The sequence below is a fragment of the Afipia birgiae 34632 genome (assembly GCF_000308295.2).
Classification (GTDB): domain Bacteria; phylum Pseudomonadota; class Alphaproteobacteria; order Rhizobiales; family Xanthobacteraceae; genus Afipia; species Afipia birgiae.
Genome location: NZ_HG326653.1, coordinates 20796 through 38712 on the forward strand (window position 1 = coordinate 20796; position 17917 = coordinate 38712).

Annotated in this window: 17 protein-coding genes; 8 read left to right on the plus strand and 9 right to left on the minus strand. The window is 59.2% G+C overall.

Annotation, left to right across the window (positions count from 1 at the left end):
* Window positions 1-15: 15 nt before the first annotated feature.
* The 8 genes from BN32_RS13975 to BN32_RS14010 all read right to left on the minus strand — a co-directional run bounded on the left by BN32_RS13975 (window position 16) and on the right by BN32_RS14010 (window position 8111).
* Window positions 16-1170, minus strand: coding sequence for an ABC transporter substrate-binding protein (locus BN32_RS13975; protein ID WP_019199716.1), 1155 nt, complete (start codon window positions 1168-1170; stop codon window positions 16-18).
* Entirely contained in the window at window positions 1171-1899 is a 729-nt protein-coding gene (locus tag BN32_RS13980) for an ABC transporter ATP-binding protein (RefSeq protein ID WP_040426692.1), read from the minus strand.
* Window positions 1886-2665 (minus strand): ABC transporter ATP-binding protein, encoded by a 780-nt coding sequence (locus BN32_RS13985; RefSeq protein ID WP_040426550.1) that lies wholly within the window; start codon window positions 2663-2665, stop codon window positions 1886-1888. Before BN32_RS13985 ends, BN32_RS13980 begins: the two co-directional genes overlap by 14 nt.
* Entirely contained in the window at window positions 2662-3624 is a 963-nt protein-coding gene (locus BN32_RS13990) for a branched-chain amino acid ABC transporter permease (RefSeq protein ID WP_019199713.1), read from the minus strand. Before BN32_RS13990 ends, BN32_RS13985 begins: the two co-directional genes overlap by 4 nt.
* 4 nt (window positions 3625-3628) lie before the next feature.
* Window positions 3629-4498, minus strand: a complete 870-nt coding sequence (locus BN32_RS13995) for a branched-chain amino acid ABC transporter permease (protein WP_019199712.1) — start codon at window positions 4496-4498, stop codon at window positions 3629-3631.
* Window positions 4499-4663: 165 nt separating this feature from the next.
* The gene (locus tag BN32_RS14000) at window positions 4664-5923 is read right to left on the minus strand and encodes a Glu/Leu/Phe/Val family dehydrogenase (RefSeq protein WP_019199711.1); all 1260 of its coding nucleotides are present in this window, start codon (window positions 5921-5923) and stop codon (window positions 4664-4666) included.
* A gap of 87 nt (window positions 5924-6010) precedes the next feature.
* Window positions 6011-6757 carry a histidine utilization transcriptional repressor HutC gene (gene hutC / locus BN32_RS14005; protein WP_019199710.1) on the minus strand — a complete coding sequence of 249 codons (747 nt, stop codon included), beginning with the start codon at window positions 6755-6757 and terminating at the stop codon, window positions 6011-6013.
* Window positions 6750-8111, minus strand: coding sequence for a formimidoylglutamate deiminase (locus BN32_RS14010; RefSeq protein WP_040426695.1), 1362 nt, complete (start codon window positions 8109-8111; stop codon window positions 6750-6752). The genes hutC and BN32_RS14010 overlap by 8 nt, the downstream gene beginning before the upstream one ends.
* Before the next feature lie 166 nt (window positions 8112-8277).
* Between BN32_RS14010 and hutI the strand changes: the two genes are divergently transcribed.
* From hutI to BN32_RS14030, 4 genes are read left to right on the plus strand one after another with little or no spacing between them, the layout of a single operon-like run.
* Window positions 8278-9480: an imidazolonepropionase gene (hutI, locus tag BN32_RS14015; RefSeq protein ID WP_019199708.1), complete on the plus strand. Its 1203-nt coding sequence runs from the start codon at window positions 8278-8280 to the stop codon at window positions 9478-9480.
* Window positions 9477-10298 (plus strand): N-formylglutamate deformylase, encoded by an 822-nt coding sequence (gene hutG, locus BN32_RS14020; protein WP_019199707.1) that lies wholly within the window; start codon window positions 9477-9479, stop codon window positions 10296-10298. The genes hutI and hutG overlap by 4 nt, the downstream gene beginning before the upstream one ends.
* 14 nt (window positions 10299-10312) lie before the next feature.
* Window positions 10313-11977: a urocanate hydratase gene (gene hutU / locus BN32_RS14025; RefSeq protein WP_019199706.1), complete on the plus strand. Its 1665-nt coding sequence runs from the start codon at window positions 10313-10315 to the stop codon at window positions 11975-11977.
* Between the two features lie 3 nt (window positions 11978-11980).
* Complete coding sequence (locus BN32_RS14030) at window positions 11981-12646, plus strand: HutD/Ves family protein (protein ID WP_019199705.1); 666 nt, start codon at window positions 11981-11983, stop codon at window positions 12644-12646.
* 903 nt (window positions 12647-13549) lie between these two features.
* Here BN32_RS14030 and BN32_RS14035 read toward each other — a convergent pair.
* Window positions 13550-13735, minus strand: a complete 186-nt coding sequence (locus tag BN32_RS14035) for a hypothetical protein (protein ID WP_019199704.1) — start codon at window positions 13733-13735, stop codon at window positions 13550-13552.
* Between the two features lie 247 nt (window positions 13736-13982).
* Here BN32_RS14035 and BN32_RS14040 point away from each other — a divergent pair, with 247 nt between their 5' ends.
* The 4 genes from BN32_RS14040 to BN32_RS14055 all read left to right on the plus strand — a co-directional run bounded on the left by BN32_RS14040 (window position 13983) and on the right by BN32_RS14055 (window position 17814).
* On the plus strand, window positions 13983-14720 hold the full coding sequence (locus tag BN32_RS14040) for a hypothetical protein (RefSeq protein ID WP_156449445.1): 738 nt from the start codon (window positions 13983-13985) through the stop codon (window positions 14718-14720).
* Between the two features lie 266 nt (window positions 14721-14986).
* Window positions 14987-15517 (plus strand): hypothetical protein, encoded by a 531-nt coding sequence (locus tag BN32_RS14045; RefSeq protein ID WP_019199702.1) that lies wholly within the window; start codon window positions 14987-14989, stop codon window positions 15515-15517.
* A gap of 335 nt (window positions 15518-15852) precedes the next feature.
* Window positions 15853-16521, plus strand: a complete 669-nt coding sequence (locus tag BN32_RS14050; RefSeq protein ID WP_019199701.1) for a hypothetical protein — start codon at window positions 15853-15855, stop codon at window positions 16519-16521.
* 96 nt (window positions 16522-16617) lie between these two features.
* Window positions 16618-17814, plus strand: a complete 1197-nt coding sequence (locus BN32_RS14055; RefSeq protein WP_019199700.1) for a hypothetical protein — start codon at window positions 16618-16620, stop codon at window positions 17812-17814.
* The last annotated feature ends 103 nt before the right edge of the window (window positions 17815-17917 follow it).

The window sequence follows — 17917 nt, forward strand, 5'->3', positions numbered from 1 at the left end:
TCGTTGATCAGCCTTCTACTTCCAGCTTTTCAGAACTTCGAGCTTTCCATTCTTCCACTTCGCAAGTCCATACGAGCTGATGCCGGCATGATTGTCAGCGCTGTACGAGATCGGAGGGAAGATGTCGCTGCGGAAATCCTTCAGCTTTTCGAGTTCCGCGATGATCGCCGCGCGGGTCGGCTCGGGGCCGGAACGCTTCAGCGCCTCGACGAACAACATCATACCGATCATTCCGTTATAGACAAAATATCCCGGACGGGTCTGCGACGTGTACTTCGCCAGGATCTCGTTGGCCTTCGCTGATTCCGGCATGTTGGGCAGCGCCACATCGAAGACGATGTTGATGTCGTCTGCGTTCTTCGCCGCGAGTTCGGCCATCAGAGGATCCGAAATCGGCGACGATCCGACATACTTCGGCTGCCAGCCCTGCTTGGCGGCCTCGTTGACGAACAGCGAAACCGGCTTCGGAATGCCCGCCAGCACGACCACATCAGGATCGGCCGCGCGCAACTTGGCGACCTGACTGCTCATGTCGATATCGTTCGGCTCATAGGACGTTTCGCCGACGATGGACTGGCCAACGGCTTTCAACTGCTCCTTGACGCCGTCGCGAAGGTCTTTTCCAAAATCATCATTCTGAAAGAAGACCGCGATCTTCTTGCCGGCCATTCCTTCCACGGCATGCTTCGCGACAGCCTGGCCCCGGCGAATGCCGCTCGGCAACACCCCGAACACTTCCCGCTCTTTCGGCTCAAGAAGCCTGGGACTGCCGGCAACGGGGCCGATCATCGGAATTTTCTTCTGTGCAACATACGGTAGAACGGCAAGTCCCGTCGCCGTGCCGAGCGGGGAGACAATCGCGAAGATCCCGTCGCGCTCAACCAGCTTCTTGGTAACCGCGACGGCCTGCTGCGGGTTGTATGAATCGTTCTCAAAGAGCCAGCGCAGCTTGCGGCCGTTGACGCCGCCATTTTCGTTGATGTGCTGGACATACGCCAGCGCGCCGTCCCTCACCTGGGCAGCGCCCCCCGCCAGCCCGCTCTGGAGCGGCAGAAACGCGCCAATCAGAACCTCGGTTTTCGTGACGCCCGAATCCTGCGCATAAAGTGCTGTCCCGGACATGGCAACAGCCAGTCCGCAGGCAATAGCGATATTCCTCAGCATGGTCATCTATTTCTCCCCTTGGTTGGTTGGTTTCCCCGAACCGCCCAGATAGGCGGCCGTTATTTTTGGATCATCGATAAGCGTGGCGGCTGGGCCCGCCGTCGTCAGGCGCCCCTTCTCGAGAACGAAGGCCTGCGTCGCAATCCGTAGCGCCTGTCTGGCGTTCTGCTCGACCAGGAATATCGTCGTGCCACTGGCATGAATCGTCGAGATCAGCTTCATGACCTCTCGCACAAAGATCGGCGCGAGGCCGAGCGAAGGCTCGTCGAGCAGGAGCAGCTTCGGTCGCGACATCAATGCCCGGCCAATGGCTACCATCTGTTGTTCGCCCCCCGACAATGTCTTCGCAAGCTGGCGGCGGCGTTCGGCGAGCCGCGGGAACAGCGCGAGGATTTCGACGAGGTCTTTGCTCCAGTCGTCGCGACGGAGGTACGCTCCTATCCGGAGGTTTTCCTCGACGGTGAGGTCGCCAAAAAGTTGACGACCTTCCGGGGAGAGAACCATGCCTGCTGAAACAATCTGATCGGTGGGAAGCCCAAGAGTTTCGCGCCCGTCGAAGCTGATCCGACCTTCGACATCCGCGACCTGCCCCATAAGCGCGTTGAGAAGCGTCGATTTCCCGGCGCCATTGGCTCCCAAAAGGCAAGCGACACTGCCACGCTCGATTGTAAGACTCACGTCAGCGAGCGCGACCACGCCACCGTACCGTGCCGTCATGCGCTCAATGGAGAGCATCGCCACCCTCCTCGCCGAGATACGCTTCAACAACGCGCGGATCGTTGGCGACCGCCGCCGGTTCGCCTTCACAAATTTTTGCGCCATGATCAAGAACCACGACGTGATCGCAGATTCCCATCACCAATGGCATGTCATGCTCAATAAGCAGAACCGAGACGCCGCGCTCGTCGCGCAAACGGCGGATCAGTTCGCCAAGCTCGTGGCTTTCCGTCGGGTTCGCGCCGGCAGCAGGCTCGTCGAGTAGCATCAGCTTGGGCTTGCCCACCAGTGCCCGCGCCAGTTCGGTGCGCTTCTGAAGGCCGTATGACAGGTCTTTCACCACGGTGTCCGCCACATCCAGCAAGCCTAGAGCGGCCAGTTCGCGGTCGACTTCCTTGTTCGCTTCCCGCGCGGCCCGTCGCGCCGAAGGACCGGCGAAGAGATCGGACAGCAAGCTGGAGCGAAAGCGGTAGTCACATCCGACCAGGACATTCTCGCGAACTGTCGCATCGCCAAACAGTTCGAGATTCTGAAATGTTCGCGCCACGCCCAGCGAGGCAAGCCGATGGGTAGGAGTCTGGACGAGATCTAGACCTCCAAAGGAAATCTTGCCGGCGCTAGGCCGATAGATTCCTGAAAGACAATTGAGAAGCGTGCTCTTGCCAGCTCCATTGGGTCCGATCAGCCCAACGATGGATCGTTCCGGCACCGTCAGATCAATGTCATTCAGCGCCACAAGACCGCCAAAGCGCCGAGTTAGCCCCTGAATGCTCAACACGCTCATGACGAGACCTCCGAGGAGGGCAGCTTCTTCGAGCGGCGCAGAAGGCGACCCAGTTGAGCCGGCACGCCGACAAGGCCCGAAGGCAAGAACATCACAACCAAAATCAGAATGACCCCGTAGATCACCATCTGGCCGTCACCGAGTCCTCTTAGAATTTCGGGCGCCAACGTCAGGAACAACGCCCCGAGCACGGCCCCGGCGATGCGCGACGTTCCACCGATCACGACCATCGTCAGGAAGGACAGCGAGGTTCCAAGCGAAAAGCTCGATACGCTGAGATAACCGACGAGATGCGCATAAAGGCCGCCCGAGACGCCGGTCAACGCGGCGCTCAACCCAAACGCAATTACGATGCTGGTGCGGCGATCGACACCGCAGCACTGCGCGGCGGTCGGGCTCATGCGCAGGGCCATCAGCGCGCGCCCGGTTCGTGACCGCGCAAGATTCCAGGTGATCCACGCAAGCCCGACACATATCGCCAGCAGCAGATAGAAATACTGACGATCATCACTAATCTCAAAGCCCAGGATCTGCGGACGCGGCACGAAAATCCCCGCGCGGCCTCCGGTCAGGCTTTCCCATTCGTGAAGCACCTGCTGCACGAACAGCGCAAAGGCCAGCGTGGCGATCGCCAGATAGTGTCCCTGTATTCGCAGAGCGGGCAACGCGACCAGCAAACCAACGAGCCCCGCGACGATTCCAGCGACCGGGATCCCGGCCAGGAACGGCAGGCCAAGCTTGGTGACGACCACAGCCGAGCTATAGGCCCCCAATGCCCAGAATGCGGCGTGCCCGATCGAAATCTGGCCGGCAATCCCGATCAGGATATTGAGCGAAAGCGCCACGATGAAATACACCGCAGCGCTACACAGCAAGAACCAAAGATATCCCTGCCCGAGGAAGGGAACGAGCGCCGCGCAGACGATGAAAACGAAAGCTGCAAGGAACGTGTTGCGCATGATCTCAAACCTTCTTGATCGCCGGCATCCCGAAGAGACCTTCCGGCCGCACCATCAAGACCGCCACGATAATCAGGAACGCAAAGACATCCTTGAACTCCGACGAAATGTAGTATCCTCCGAGAGTTTCCGTGACGCCGACGAGGATGCCGCCGACGATAGCGCCCGGCAAGGACGTGAACCCTCCGAGGACCGCGCCTGCGATGGCCTTCAGAAGCACGAGAAACATCATGTCGACGTCGACGAAGGTCATCGGCGCGACCAGGATTCCGGCAACCATGCTGATTCCGCCTCCCAAGCCCCACGCCCATGCCGACACGCGCCCGGTGCGAATTCCCATCAAGCGGGCGGCGCGCGCATTCATGCTCGCTGCGCGCATGGCAATGCCTTCGCGGGAAAATTCGAAGAAGAGATAGAAGCCGACTAGCAGTGCGCCGGCCACCAGCGCGATCACGATGCTGTACGGCGCGACGCGAATGCCCGCGATATCGATCGGCACGTCGCTAACAAGCGACGGAAAGCGGAACGGATCGAAGCCCCAGATCCAGCCCGCGCCATAGTGAAAGACCATCCACAGACCGATCGTCGCGATCAGCGCGTTGATCGGAGCGCCACCCGCAAGCGGACGTATCGCAATTCGTTCAGTGACTGCGCCGATCAGTCCTCCGATGGGAAAGGCAAGCGCCAGAACAACGATCATCGGAAGCCCGAGATCACGATTCAGCGCGAGAGCCACGAAAGCGCCGAACATCGCCATTTCGCCTTGCGCGAAATTGACAACATCGGTCGACTTGTTGATGAGCACGAGCGCCAGCGCGATCAATCCATAGACGCAGCCGATCGCGATTCCGGAGACTAGAACCTGAACAAGCATAATGGCCTCGTTGCCGCGAAGAACTCTTGCGCCGCTTTGCACACAGGCGAACTTCCGCTCGGTAACATTTGGGTCTCTCTCTCGATTTCTATTAGTATATGGTATTCAGGTCAACACGCGGCCCGGGACTTATTTGACGGTCGACGCTGCGGCGGCTCGGCTCTTTCAAGGGAACAACCCTCGCGTCAGCTTGGCCGACCGCACCTTCTCCACCCCGATCGCCAGCGCCGCAGCGCGAAACGAGATTTTCTCTGAAGCCGCGCGCGTGACGACGCGGGAGAATGTGCGATCGAGAATGTCGTAAAGCTGTTGCAAAACTTGCTCCTTGCCCCAGAGGAATTGCTGCTGGCCCTGGAGCCACTCGAAATAACTCACGATGACGCCACCTGAATTGCAGAGAATGTCGGGTATGACGAACACCTCGTCGCGGCGCAGATCGAGCAGCGCGTCCGCTTCGGGCGTGGTCGGACCATTCGCACCCTCGGCGAGAATCCGGCATTTGAGTTTTGCGACATTGTTCTCTGTAATCACGCGCTCGAGTGCGGCGGGAACGAGCACGTCACAGGTCTGGAGAAGAAGCTGATCGGGCGCGATCTCCAGTTCGCTCGAGAAGCCCGATAGCCGGCCATGCTGCACGGCGTGTTTCAGCGCCGACGCGATATCGAGACCGCGAGGATCGAAATAGGCCGCCGAGTGATCGCCGATTCCGATGATCTTCAGGCCACGCTCGCACAAGGCCACCGCCGCAACGGAGCCAACGTTGCCAAAGCCTTGAATGATGGCGGTCGAGCCGCTCGCGGCGATCCCCAGCCGATCAAGCGCGCGACCAACGAGATGCGCGACGCCGAGACCCGTTGCCTCCCGGCGCCCTTCAGTCCCACCGGACGCAACCGGCTTGCCGGTCACAATCTCGTTGACCGTATGGCCCTGGTACATCGAATATGTATCCATGAACCAGGCCATGACCTGTTCATTCGTACCCATATCCGGCGCCATGATGTCCGTTCGCGGTCCGACAAACGGAATCATCTCGACCATGTACCGGCGCGACAGAGCTTCGAGCTCACGCGCCGAAAGCGATGCAGCATCCACAGTGACGCCTCCCTTTGCCCCGCCATAAGGCAGGCCTGCAAGCGCGCACTTCCAGCTCATCCACACCGCAAGGGCTGCGACTTCACCAATATCGACATGCTGCGAGAAGCGCGTGCCACCCTTCGTCGGGCCCAGCGTCAAATGATGCTGGACCCGATAGCCTTCGAATACCGCGATCGATCCGTCATCCCTATGAATAGGACAGGAGACCGCAATTGCCCTTTTGGGATAAAGAAGGCGGCGACGTTCATCCTCGGGAATCGACAGATAGTCGGCGGTGATATCGAACTGCCGTTTGCACATATCGAAGACTGGACCGGAGTAAATGGTCATACTTTCTTGCCTCTGAACGAGATCGCGAAATGATTTTGCTGCGTACGCATCAAGTGCTGCGCATGTCACTGCCAGTTGACCGGATCTTCACGTTGGCGATGGGCTAAAGCGGGCAACGAGTTTGTATCCGTTGCCAGGGTACGAGAGCGTGACGTGAGTGATGGCCTGACCCGCGTATTGCGTTCGCCGCTCTACGACCAGGCAGGCATCGCCCTCAATAATCTTGAGCTGCGCCGCGACGTCCTTATTCGCGTTCGCCGCCCGGATGTGATGCTCGGCCTGGCTCCACGGCACTTTCCTTAGCAGCCAGCTTCCCGGCGACGTCACGTTGAAATCAACTTGCGTTACCGAAGGCACGGCATCGAGATTGATCAGGCGATCCTCCGCCACCACCGGTTCCTCGTCCGCGAAATGCACGCATTTCACCGCAAGCACCCGCGTCGGCAGCGGCATATTCAGGCGAGCTGCATCGTGTTTCGTAGCGTTACGTTCCGTCCTGGACAGCACCTTGATGCGATAGGATTTGCCCTCGCGGCGAATTTCTTCCTCGGTGTCATGGATCTGAAGGACGTTCTTCTCGGCTTCGGGCTTGGCGACAAAGCTGCCCGAACGCCGGCGGCGCACGATCAGCCCCGAGGCCGCGAGCGCGCTCAACGCCTTGTTGACCGTCATGCGCGAGCATGCATAGCGCTTCAACAGTTCCTGCTCGGAAGGCACACGAGCGCCCGGCGGCCAGTCGCCGGAAAAGATCGCCGCCTCAAGCGCGCGCTGGATCTCGGCGTAGCGCGCAACTCCCGTCGGCCCCGTGCGCTGGGACACCCGAAGTTCAGACATCGACCAACCTCCTGAGAACGGAGCGATATCGCGCGGCAATCTTATCACGCCGGATATGACGTCCCTCATCCACGACCTTCGCGCCGCCGACGAACACCGACTGTATGGCCGGACACCCCGGAACAAAAATCCACGCATCCAGCCAATGACGGCTGTCGGTCGTTGCAAAACTCGTATGCTCGGCATCGAGCACCACGATATCCGCGCGGCGACCGACTGCGATGGCGCCCACCGGCCGCGCCAGCGCCTGCGCGCCACCGGCAAGAGCGGACGTGAAAAGCCGCTGACCGGTCGACTCCCCCGGCTCCGTGGTCATCACATTGCGAGCGCGCTGGCCGAGACGCTGACTGTATTCAAGAAGCCTGAGCTCGCCCGCCGCATCGATCTCGACGTTGGAGTCCGACCCCACGCCGTAGCGTCCGCCGGCAATCAGAAAGTCCGGGCCGTTAAAGATGCCGTCGCCCAGCGATGCCTCAGTGATGGGACAAAGCCCCACCACTGCGCCCGATACGGCAACCCGGCGCGCCTCGTCGGACGTCATATGGGTGGCGTGAATGAGACACCAGCGCTCATCGACGATCACATTGTCTAGCAGCCATTGCACCGGCCTGCGCGCCGACCACGCGATGCAATCGGCGACCTCCTTGACCTGCTCGGCGACATGAATGTGGACAGGCCCTGCTCCCGCCTGACCTATCACCATACGCAGCGATTCAGGCGTGACTGCACGCAGCGAATGTGGCGCTATTCCAACCTGCGCTGAAGGCAGCGAAGCCGTCACGGCGCGAGTCCGCTCAACAAGCTTCAGGAAGCGTTCGGGATCGTTCAGAAAACGACGTTGAGCAGCGCCCGGCGCCGCGCCCCCAAAACCGCCGTTCACATACAACGCAGGAAGCAGCGTCAATCCGATCTCGCTCTCGGCAGCTGCCGCCACGATACGCGCCGCCATCTCGCCCAGATCGTCATAGGGTGAGCCGTTTGCATCATGATGTAGATAATGAAACTCGCCGACCGAGGTGAAACCGCGCTCAAGCATTTCGGCGTAGGCAAAAGCCGCGATCGCCTCCACATCGTCAGGCGAAAGACGACCGAGAAAGCGATACATCACATCGCGCCAGGTCCAGAAGCTGTCGTCGCCCACTCCGCGACGCTCGGCGAGTCCGGCCATTCCGCGCTGAAACGTATGACAGTGAAGATTGGGAAGGCCCGGCAGTGCGATGCCCTTCACATGCCCGCTGCCGCCACAGCTAACTCCGACCTCGACCTGCGCGATGACACCACCCTCGATCGAGAGTCTGACATCGCGCGCCCAGCCGTCGGGCAGAAACGCATGATCAAAAAACAGAGAGCTCACGCCCATCTCTCGCTTCGCATCCGTTGCGCCGGGGATTCGCGATGTCATTCGAACCTGTCTCCGCTCCGATTTCTTTTGTATAGACAATTGAAAGCTTGCAGGCAATTATGTATAGACAATTAATCGCCATGCCGGGGAAGCAGGATCGATATCCTGCGGAGAGACGATGCAGTTCGATAAAATTTGGCTCGACGCGCGACTGGTGACCCTCAAGCCAGCAGAGACTGGGCTCGGCATCATCGAAAATGGTGCCATCGCCACAAAGGATGGCCGGATCGCCTTTGCAGGCCTGTTATCTGAATTACCGGGAAACTGGAGCGCGCGGGAAACGGTGCGGCTCGACGGTCGCTGGGTGACTCCCGGATTGGTCGATTGCCATACGCATCTCGTCTACGGCGGCAACCGGGCCCACGAGTTTGAATTGCGCCTCGCCGGTGCAAGCTATGAAGAGATCGCGCGATCTGGCGGCGGCATCCTGTCAACAGTCAAGGCGACGCGAGCGGCCAGCGAGGACGACTTGGTCAACGCCTCGCTGCCAAGACTCGATCATTTGATCGCTGAAGGCGTCACCACGATCGAGATCAAATCCGGCTACGGCCTTGATCGCGACAGCGAATTTCGCGTGCTCCGGGCCGCACGACGACTGGCACGCGAGCGCCCGATCGAGGTCGCGACGACGTTCCTTGGTGCGCACGCGCTGCCTCCGGAATATGCCGATCGTGATCGCTACATCGACTACGTCTGCGACATGATCCCCGCCATCGCGCGCGATCATCTGGCCGATGCAGTAGATGCGTTTTGCGAAGGGATCGCTTTCTCGCCCGAACAAACGGCGCGGGTGTTTAAAGCCGCGAAGACGGCCGGGCTCGCGGTCAAGTTGCATGCGGATCAATTGTCGAACCTGCACGGCGCGCGGCTGGCGGCGGAATACGGCGCGTTGTCCGCGGATCATCTCGAATACACCGATGAGGATGGCGCTATCGCCATGGCGAAGGCCGGAACCACCGCCGTGCTGCTGCCGGGCGCATTTTACATGCTGCGCGAAAAGCAGATGCCGCCGCTGGACGCCTTTCGCCGACATGGCGTGAAAATCGCGGTCGCAACCGATTGCAATCCGGGCACGTCGCCGCTGACCTCGCTGTTGCTGACCATGAATATGGGAGCCACGCTGTTTCGGCTGACTGTGGACGAGTTGATCGCAGGCGTCACGCGGGAAGCTGCACGCGCCCTCGGTCGCTTGCACGAGGTCGGAACGCTAGAAACGGGCAAGTGGTGTGATCTCGCCATCTGGGATGTCGAGCGCCCCGCCGAACTGGTCTATCGCATCGGGTTCAACCCGCTGTTTCAGCGCGTTTGGAGGGGAGCATGACGTCTTGGCTGACGGTTCACCGGGGGAACGCGCCGCTGGTCGTTTCCTTTCCTCACACCGGCACCCATATTCCGGCGGAGTTCGAAGACCGTCTGGTTTCGCCATGGATGGCCCGCAAGGATGCCGACTGGTGGATCGACAAACTTTACGACTTCGCCTCGGATCTCGGAGCGACAGTGGTTCACACCGCGATTTCGCGCACGGTGATCGACGTCAATCGCGATCCATCCGGAGTGACGCTTTATCCCGGCCAGCAAACCACAGGACTTTGTCCGACCACCACATTCGACGGCGAGCCTCTTTACAAGAACGGTTCGGAGCTGATGGCCGAGGAGATTCCAGGTCGGCGCGCGCAATTTTTCGATCCCTACCATGCCGCGCTGGATGACGAGATCGCGCATCTTCGCAAGACCCATCCCACGGTGGTTCTCTACGACTGTCATTCGATCCGCACGGTGATACCCCGCCTGTTCGAAGGTGAGCTTCCGAACTTCAACATCGGGACCAATTCCGGCATAAGTTGCGATCCGTCCCTGACGGCGGCGGTGGAAGCAATTTGCGCAGAGACTGCTTTCACGCGCACCACCAACGGTCGCTTTACCGGCGGCTGGATAACGCGCCGGCTCGGCAATCCGCGCAACGGTCTGCATGCCATCCAGATGGAGCTTGCCTGCCGCGGTTACATGCATGAACAGCCCGGACCCGTGACCGATCACACGTGGCCGGCCCCCTATGACCCCGCCTATGCCCTGCCGATGCGCGACGCGCTCATCCGCATCCTGAAATCCTGCCTAAGCTTCGCCAGTCCGTCGGCGTAATCGAGGAATATCTTATGACCCGTATCGACAACACCCGCGTCATCCGTTCGCCGCGCGGATCCGAAATCTCCGCCAAGAGCTGGCTGACTGAGGCGCCGCTGCGCATGCTGATGAACAATCTTGATCCGGATGTCGCCGAAAAGCCTAGCGAACTTGTGGTGTATGGCGGCATCGGCCGCGCGGCGCGCAACTGGGAAAGCTTCGACCGCATTGTCGCGGCGCTACGCGAGCTCGGCGATGACGAAACGCTGATCGTGCAATCCGGAAAGCCGGTCGGTGTTTTCCGCACGCATGCGGACGCGCCGCGCGTACTTATCGCGAACTCAAACCTCGTGCCGCACTGGGGCAACTGGGATCATTTCCATGAGCTCGATCGCAAAGGCCTGATGATGTACGGCCAAATGACGGCCGGTTCGTGGATTTACATCGGCTCTCAAGGGATCGTGCAAGGAACTTACGAGACCTTCGTGGAAATTGGCCGCCAGCATTACGGAGGCAGCCTTGCAGGAAAATGGATCCTGACCGCCGGACTCGGTGGCATGGGCGGCGCTCAGCCACTGGCCGCGACCATGGCCGGCGCTTCGTGCCTCGCCGTCGAATGCCAGCCGAGCCGCATCGAGATGCGGCTGCGCACGGGCTATCTCGATGTTCAGGCGAAGGACATCAAGGACGCGCTCAAGATCATCGAGACGTCCTGCAAGGAGAAGAAGCCGGTTTCCGTGGGTCTGCTTGGCAACGCCGCCGACATCTTTCCGGAGCTGGTTCGCCTGGGCGTGCGGCCTGACGTGGTCACCGACCAGACATCAGCACACGATCCCGTCAACGGCTACTTGCCGAAAGGCTGGAGCCTCTCGGACTGGGAATCGAAGCGTGAATCCGATCCGAAGGTCGTCGAGGGCGCCGCAAAGCGCTCCATGGTCGACCACGTGCGCGCGATGCTCGATTTTCACAAGATGGGCGTACCCACGCTCGATTACGGAAACAACATCCGCCAGATGGCCAAGGAAGAGGGCCTGCACAACGCCTTCGATTTTCCCGGATTCGTGCCGGCCTATATCCGTCCGCTGTTCTGCCGCGGCATTGGCCCGTTCCGCTGGGCTGCACTCTCCGGCGATCCGGAAGATATTTACAAGACCGATGCGAAAGTGAAGGAACTGCTGCCCGACAACACGCATTTGCACAACTGGTTGGACATGGCACGCGAGCGCATTCAGTTTCAGGGACTGCCGGCGCGGATCTGCTGGGTCGGGCTCGGCGACCGCCACCGTATCGGCGTTGCCTTCAACGAAATGGTAGCGCGCGGAGAATTGAAGGCGCCGATCGTCATCGGGCGCGATCATCTCGACTCGGGAAGCGTCGCGAGTCCGAACCGCGAAACCGAAGCAATGAAGGACGGCTCGGACGCCGTTTCGGACTGGCCGCTCCTCAACGCGCTGATCAATTGCGCCAGCGGCGCGACATGGGTCTCGCTTCACCACGGCGGCGGCGTCGGCATCGGCTATTCCCAGCACGCCGGCATGGTGATCGTCGCCGACGGCACCCCCGAGGCAGCCAAGCGGCTGGAGCGCGTTCTCTGGAACGATCCTGCATCCGGCGTCATGCGCCATGCGGATGCCGGCTACGACATCGCGATCCAATGCGCCAAGGACAACAACCTAAAGCTTCCAAGCGTGGCGTAATCGATGCGCACACAGCGCGAGGCCAACTATCGGCGAATGCCGTGGAAGAATGGCGGCGGCGAGACCATCGAAATGATGGTTTCGCCCGCAGGCGCGTCCTTCGACACGTTCGACTGGCGCGTCAGCATGGCCTATGTCGGCGAGCCAGGGCCTTTCTCGCTATTCCCGAACATCGATCGCACCTTGAGTGTGATCGATGGACATGGCCTTTCGCTCACGCTTCATGGTGAAGAGCTCATATCTATCAATCGGCAATCTGAACCATTCGAATTTTCAGGCGATCTAAAGGTCGAAAGCACACTCGTTGATGGGCCAATCCATGATCTCAATGTCATGACCCGCCGGCACCGCTACAGGCATCGCGTCTTGCGATACCCGCTTGCCTCGCCGACCCAACTCGAATGGCAGGGAGATGCAGGCATCGTCGTCGCCATCGGAAACGGTATCAACATCCAGGCTGAGAAACATATCGTCACTCTCGCGCAAAGGGACGCGTTAGTTTTCAGCCCTGACGATCCAAGAGTGTTCACTGCGTCACCGCTCGATAACGTAGATCTGTTCCTGATTGAAATCTGGCAACTGACTGCAATAGAAACTGATGCACTAAAGCGACGACTAAATCCGCCCAACACAGATCGGCGAATGCACGATCGGGGCCCTCCAGAATAAACCGGTTACAGTGATCGGGTCTAACTTAGTCCATAAGGAAGCTGTTCAATCGCTTAGTTGGCCAGCACCAGTTGAAACGTCTAGTTGCGTTCCACTGAAATGTGCGTCAAGTGCGCCTCCACCTCTCGTCAACCGTATGGCGCAAGCGGCCGGCTGCCGCGTCGCCGGCCTCCCCGGCGGCCATCAAAACTCGAAGGGCCGGTCGGGCCTCACCTGCGTATAATTAGCGCTTTGGCGTATAGACATTATGGGCGCAGAGCGCACCTCGCGCCTGCGCCCTGCCCGTCGGCGAGACCGGGGTAGCAAGGGCAAGGGCGGCCGGGGCGGAGGGGGATCACCCGGCCTGCACAAGCGATTTGGGTCGTGAGAATTTTCGCAGCGGGTCCGCGCGGAAGGTCGGGGAGACCGCCCCGGTCGGTCCCGGATCTTCCGGGCTTCACCCTTGCCCGCGCGAGGGCGGAGCCATTAGCTCTCAAACAGAGAATGCCGCCTGTGCCGTAACGAAGCGAAGGTCAGTCGGCAGTTGCGAGACCGGTCAAAAAGGCACCCGCAGGAGGGTCAGCATAGCGCCGCCGGCGTGCCAACGGCGGCGGGACCCGGGACCGAGTGCCTCCGGCGAGGGACACCGAATGATTTTGCACCAGCTTGCCCACGTTCTGAACCCATGCCTCCGCCTAACGGCGAAGATAAGCCACGCCTTCGCAATCGTCGTGCGAGGCAGTGACCCCGTTCGCGCGGCATCAGAAATCGTTGGGAAGGCCCTCGCCCTCCGTGACAAAAAGACAAAGAGAGCGCCTTTCAGGCGAAGGCTAATATCTCCAGTCAAGCGAATTCAAAAAATCAAATGTGCTGCGTCGCGAGGTCTCGATGATACGGCTAGACGCGATGGGGACGGCGCGGTCGTCACCTCTTGTAGTTGTGCCCGTGTCGTCGGATGGCTTCTTCAACCTCGGTCAGGCTCAATTTGAATTTCTTCGCGATATCCTCTGGATCGTCGCCTCGCGCCCACAACAAAGCGAGCAACTCATCCGGCTCACCAATTCGAAACTTCGGCTTGGCATGTTCCTTTGTCTCGTCCTTCTTCTCCATGTCATCTCCTCTGTGATCACTTAAGGGGCCGTGCGCTCCGGAATGGTCCGCGGCTCAGATCTCATGCAATATACGTCTCGACCTCTTATCTCCGGGTTTCAAATATAGAGAAATTTTTGAAACCTTTCCTGATCAATCAACCCTTAATATTGCAATCAGTTTTCGAATTATCGTGAGCGGAAGTCCTTAACAGAATTGAGAGCACCTGCTCATCGGCAATTACCCATAAACTAAAAGGCGTAACCGCTTGACGATGCAAATTGATCAACGTCCTAACGTCGGCGACGAATGCGCGGAATTTGTCCGCATTCCAGTACTAGATATCACCAGCTATGAGGCAGCTGCCAAATTGCTCGCTGTCCTGGCCTATCCTGACGACAAGAAAGCGCGCACCAGGTTCGAGCACGCGGCGTATTTCAAGATCATCGAACACTTGTCAAAACATCCGGGGTGGAAGAATTCCAACCAATGGCTTCGGCCGGACTACCTCCTATTGGACAGAAAGATGGCCGAGACCGAATACAAACGCGGAATCCGACTCATTCGATACTCCCGGATGATCGCCGCGAAGATGGCAGCACCAACGGATTGCTGCTTCTTCGCGTTTGAAAAGGGACGAGACAGCCGAGGTGCTGGCGGCAAGCTTGCAGAGTACGGGTATTTTGCGCCAACCAGCGCTGAGTGGATAGCGGAGGTTTCGATGGATCTGGATAGGCTCCGCAAGAAAGATACCACTGCAAATAAGGGAAATATTACAGAACGATGCTGGACGCCAAGCAAGCCCGTTTTGCATCTTTGCCTGGCTCTGCAATCCATTTTCAACGCAGGCGATGAGATGACTTATCTGGATCTTCCGTTCGAGACGCTTTTCAATGATCCAGGCATGATCATGATCGTCATTAACAAGGCTCGATACTATCGCAACTTTACATCGGGCATATTTGACATTCCCAGAAGCCAGCAGATCGACCTCGACTGGCGCTGAAGCATGAGCTCTCCTCTTAGAACACGCGCGCTCGTTATTTTCGGCTCAACGGCAATTCTGCGTGACCGCGGACAAAGATTGGGATGACCTGACTTCGTCAGGAGTGGCACAGAATCAACGACTCGTCCGTATCCGACACTGCAGGTTTCAAAAATACTTCAGCGAATGAAACCTCGATTCGGCCGTCAGCGAGGCACTATCCGCCTGTGCATAGCAGCACCCCAGGCAGCATTCCGCTCCTTGGCTCCCAGAAGGATAGACCTCCCATGGACCACTTCGCCTTTGCCCGCTCTGTCCCGCACGTTCCCGACTCGCTGATGGCCAAATTGGCCAACTCGGCCGTCCTCTCCGATGAGGAGGACCAGCTGCACGAACGCATCTGCGGTGTCGCCCCCGGCTTTCCCGAAGCCTATGCCTCCAGTGAGGCGCGGGATGCAGCGCTGGGCCTCTTCGGTCCGTACGTGAAGTTCGTCCCGGCCACTTGGGGCGAGGCCGAAGTCGGCGGCTTCCCGATCTCCAGCGTGGCCATCGGCCATGCCCTCGGCGACGCTGCTTTTGCCGAGGTGGCGCCCACGATCCTGGATGCGGTCACAAGCCGTCTGCGGGATGACGACGCTCACGATGTCATCATCCACCGCACTCGCTACGTCGTCCGCCGCCTCGCCAACGGCAGCGTGAAGACTTACGGCTGGGTAACAGAGTTCGATGGTGCCCCCATCGAGGTCAAGGACGCCTTGGAGACGGCGGCATACTTGGATCGCGCGCTCAACCAGCGCTTCGCGAATAACGATCGCTAAGCGAGGCGGGAGTTGGCCACTGTGCCGCTGGCCAACTCCTCTCAACCTCAGTCACGAACGGCATCGAGACGAACCCTATGTTGCAAGAAGAAGTTTGCGGACAAGTCCAGACTAGTCTAGCGGCGAATAACGAAGGTCCGCGGGATCAGACGGCGCACGACGGCGGAGAACAGGCTGACAGGCTTGTCACGAAAATCACGGCGGAACGTCGCCGGCCGGACGTGTAAGCCAATACTTAACGATAGTGGGGGGTGTCCAAGCCAATATTTCGAGAAAGAGAAACAACGACTGTCGTCATACGGATGCAATCAACAACCACTACGAAGGAAAATTCGGTGTTTGAACATTTAATTGACGCGGTAGAATTAGCTTTTCAAAACTTCCTCGGCCAGCGGGAGCTTCAGAGGCGATACAATCACATCCAGCAGCACCTGGATGTCAGGGGTGCACGCATTCAGCTTTCCACTATTGATAATGCTGGCTTCCGAGAGTTGCTAGAGCGGCTTGACGATCTGAATATTATCGTCGGTGCTGATGCGCTTTTGCCAGCCGACGCTGCGCAAGCTCTCCCTAGATTCGGGCTGACGCTGGTTATTCCTGGGCGACCGCCGCTGATCTGGCTTAACCTATTGAAGCATTCAGATTCGATGGAGCTTGTCGACACCGTCGCGCATGAAGCGATTCACGCAACGGTCAACCTGCTCGGACGCCATCCGCAAACCCCACAGCCGACAAACGAACTCGCCTATCACGCCGAGGAAATCGTAGCGCTCTACGGTGCGAACTGGATATTGAACCAGATCGAGATTCCTGCCCATCGCCAGATCGAACAGAACCTTGCCACCATCAACCAGCCCGCAGATATCCTGATCCGGCTCGGGCGTAGCCCGGAGTTTCTTCAGCAGAAAGATGCGGAGGGCGACGTCGCCGCAAAATTTCTGCTGGAGTCGCATCTCATTGAGATCGCCGCTCCAACCTTGGCCGAGGTGAACGCGCCTCGATAGGCCATTTGTCTTTCCGTCTTTTACAGAAATTCTTCGTTCCTGAAATTTCAACGGGGACCTTAGGCCACCATGCGTGGATGAAATGCGAGGCCCTTCATGAGCAATTTCCCGACCATCAGACTGGTTACCCTGCAATGCGCGATCGAGGATGTTAACGAGCACCCTCGCCCCTTCGTTGTCGTCAACACCGGATGCCACACCACTGAATATATCGAATTTCCATCTCAGATATTTGCAATGCTGCCCGACGGATTTACCGGCGACCTCCTCGTGGTGCCGACAACTCTGGGAGGGCTCCACGGCGTCGGGATACCCCTCGGACGCCATCGAGAGCAGTTTCTCGCAGGTGAATTTGTCCTGGTCTTTGCCGACGTGCTGCATAAAATCCAGGAACGCGCGCACGGCGGCCAGACCGTCGGGGACTTGGAGGAGCGCGCCCGCGATGGCCTGTGGGTGACCATGACGTTGGCGACGGAGAGGCTACGAGCGTGCCTTGATTTACGGGAGCATCGCAAACTTAACACAGAGACGCGTCGTGGTGAGATTTTTACGCGCCTCGAACCATATTTAGCTGGGTTCACGGCGATCAACACTTTTCGCGAGGGCCAGGAACTCATCAAGAAATGGTATCCCGGCAAGACGTCGTACCGAACGATGAAATCGGCCTATATGAGCGTCGCAACCTTGCCGGGCGCCAAATTGGGACGGGTGAATCTTGTCGATATCGAAGACGAGCAGGTCGACCTCGTTCGCACTGCGGGCTCTATCTATAGCAAAACGCTTGCCTTCCTCGCTGCTCAACATGAAATGTCGGACATGCTGCGCGAACTGGAAGAAAGCGCCGAGTTTAAGAATGCTACGGGCGAGGAGCAGCACGTCATGATGGCCGGACTGCTGCGCGAGAAGGGCCCAGCCCAGCACCAGACGCTCGCACATGACGAGCAGCGCAGCCCTTCGCTTATCCAGTTGATGCGTGCCGCGAATGGTATGAACTTCAATCCGGCATGGGTTTTCCTGAACGTGCGTGCTTACACAAGCGAATTCGATTGCGCTATGTTGCTTGGGTGTGCGGAGCGCGGCATCGGCGCGACATTTGAGCCGGAGCAGATTGCGAGGCTCAAGCGGTTCATGGCATTGGGCGAAGCCACCGGCGAACGAGCCAATGCCAATGCGGAAGTTCAAGCGGCAAGGGTCCTGCGAGAGCAGGCGTTGCGCGTGAAGCTGCAGGCGGGATGGGATGAGTTATTTGCGGCGAATGACGGCGGGTCGCCGTGGGTAACCAAAGCGCTGTAACGACGGCCCCGCACGAATAAATCTTCGTTCCTGAAATTTTCAGGGCACCTTCGGCTTATTGAGACGGCTCCGCAGCAATCCCGACAGATGCACTGTCGGGATC

Bases quoted from the DNA above. Each gene is read 5' to 3' on its own strand.
- BN32_RS13975 (WP_019199716.1), bottom strand. From the start codon at position 1,170: ATGACCATGCTGAGGAATATCGCTATTGCCTGCGGACTGGCTGTTGCC.
- BN32_RS13980 (WP_040426692.1), bottom strand. From the start codon at position 1,899: ATGCTCTCCATTGAGCGCATGACGGCACGGTACGGTGGCGTGGTCGCG.
- BN32_RS13985 (WP_040426550.1), bottom strand. From the start codon at position 2,665: ATGAGCGTGTTGAGCATTCAGGGGCTAACTCGGCGCTTTGGCGGTCTT.
- BN32_RS13990 (WP_019199713.1), bottom strand. From the start codon at position 3,624: ATGCGCAACACGTTCCTTGCAGCTTTCGTTTTCATCGTCTGCGCGGCG.
- BN32_RS13995 (WP_019199712.1), bottom strand. From the start codon at position 4,498: ATGCTTGTTCAGGTTCTAGTCTCCGGAATCGCGATCGGCTGCGTCTAT.
- BN32_RS14000 (WP_019199711.1), bottom strand. From the start codon at position 5,923: ATGACCATTTACTCCGGTCCAGTCTTCGATATGTGCAAACGGCAGTTC.
- hutC (WP_019199710.1), bottom strand. From the start codon at position 6,757: ATGTCTGAACTTCGGGTGTCCCAGCGCACGGGGCCGACGGGAGTTGCG.
- hutI (WP_019199708.1), top strand. From the start codon at position 8,278: ATGCAGTTCGATAAAATTTGGCTCGACGCGCGACTGGTGACCCTCAAG.
- hutG (WP_019199707.1), top strand. From the start codon at position 9,477: ATGACGTCTTGGCTGACGGTTCACCGGGGGAACGCGCCGCTGGTCGTT.
- hutU (WP_019199706.1), top strand. From the start codon at position 10,313: ATGACCCGTATCGACAACACCCGCGTCATCCGTTCGCCGCGCGGATCC.
- BN32_RS14030 (WP_019199705.1), top strand. From the start codon at position 11,981: ATGCGCACACAGCGCGAGGCCAACTATCGGCGAATGCCGTGGAAGAAT.
- BN32_RS14035 (WP_019199704.1), bottom strand. From the start codon at position 13,735: ATGGAGAAGAAGGACGAGACAAAGGAACATGCCAAGCCGAAGTTTCGA.
- BN32_RS14045 (WP_019199702.1), top strand. From the start codon at position 14,987: ATGGACCACTTCGCCTTTGCCCGCTCTGTCCCGCACGTTCCCGACTCG.
- BN32_RS14055 (WP_019199700.1), top strand. From the start codon at position 16,618: ATGAGCAATTTCCCGACCATCAGACTGGTTACCCTGCAATGCGCGATC.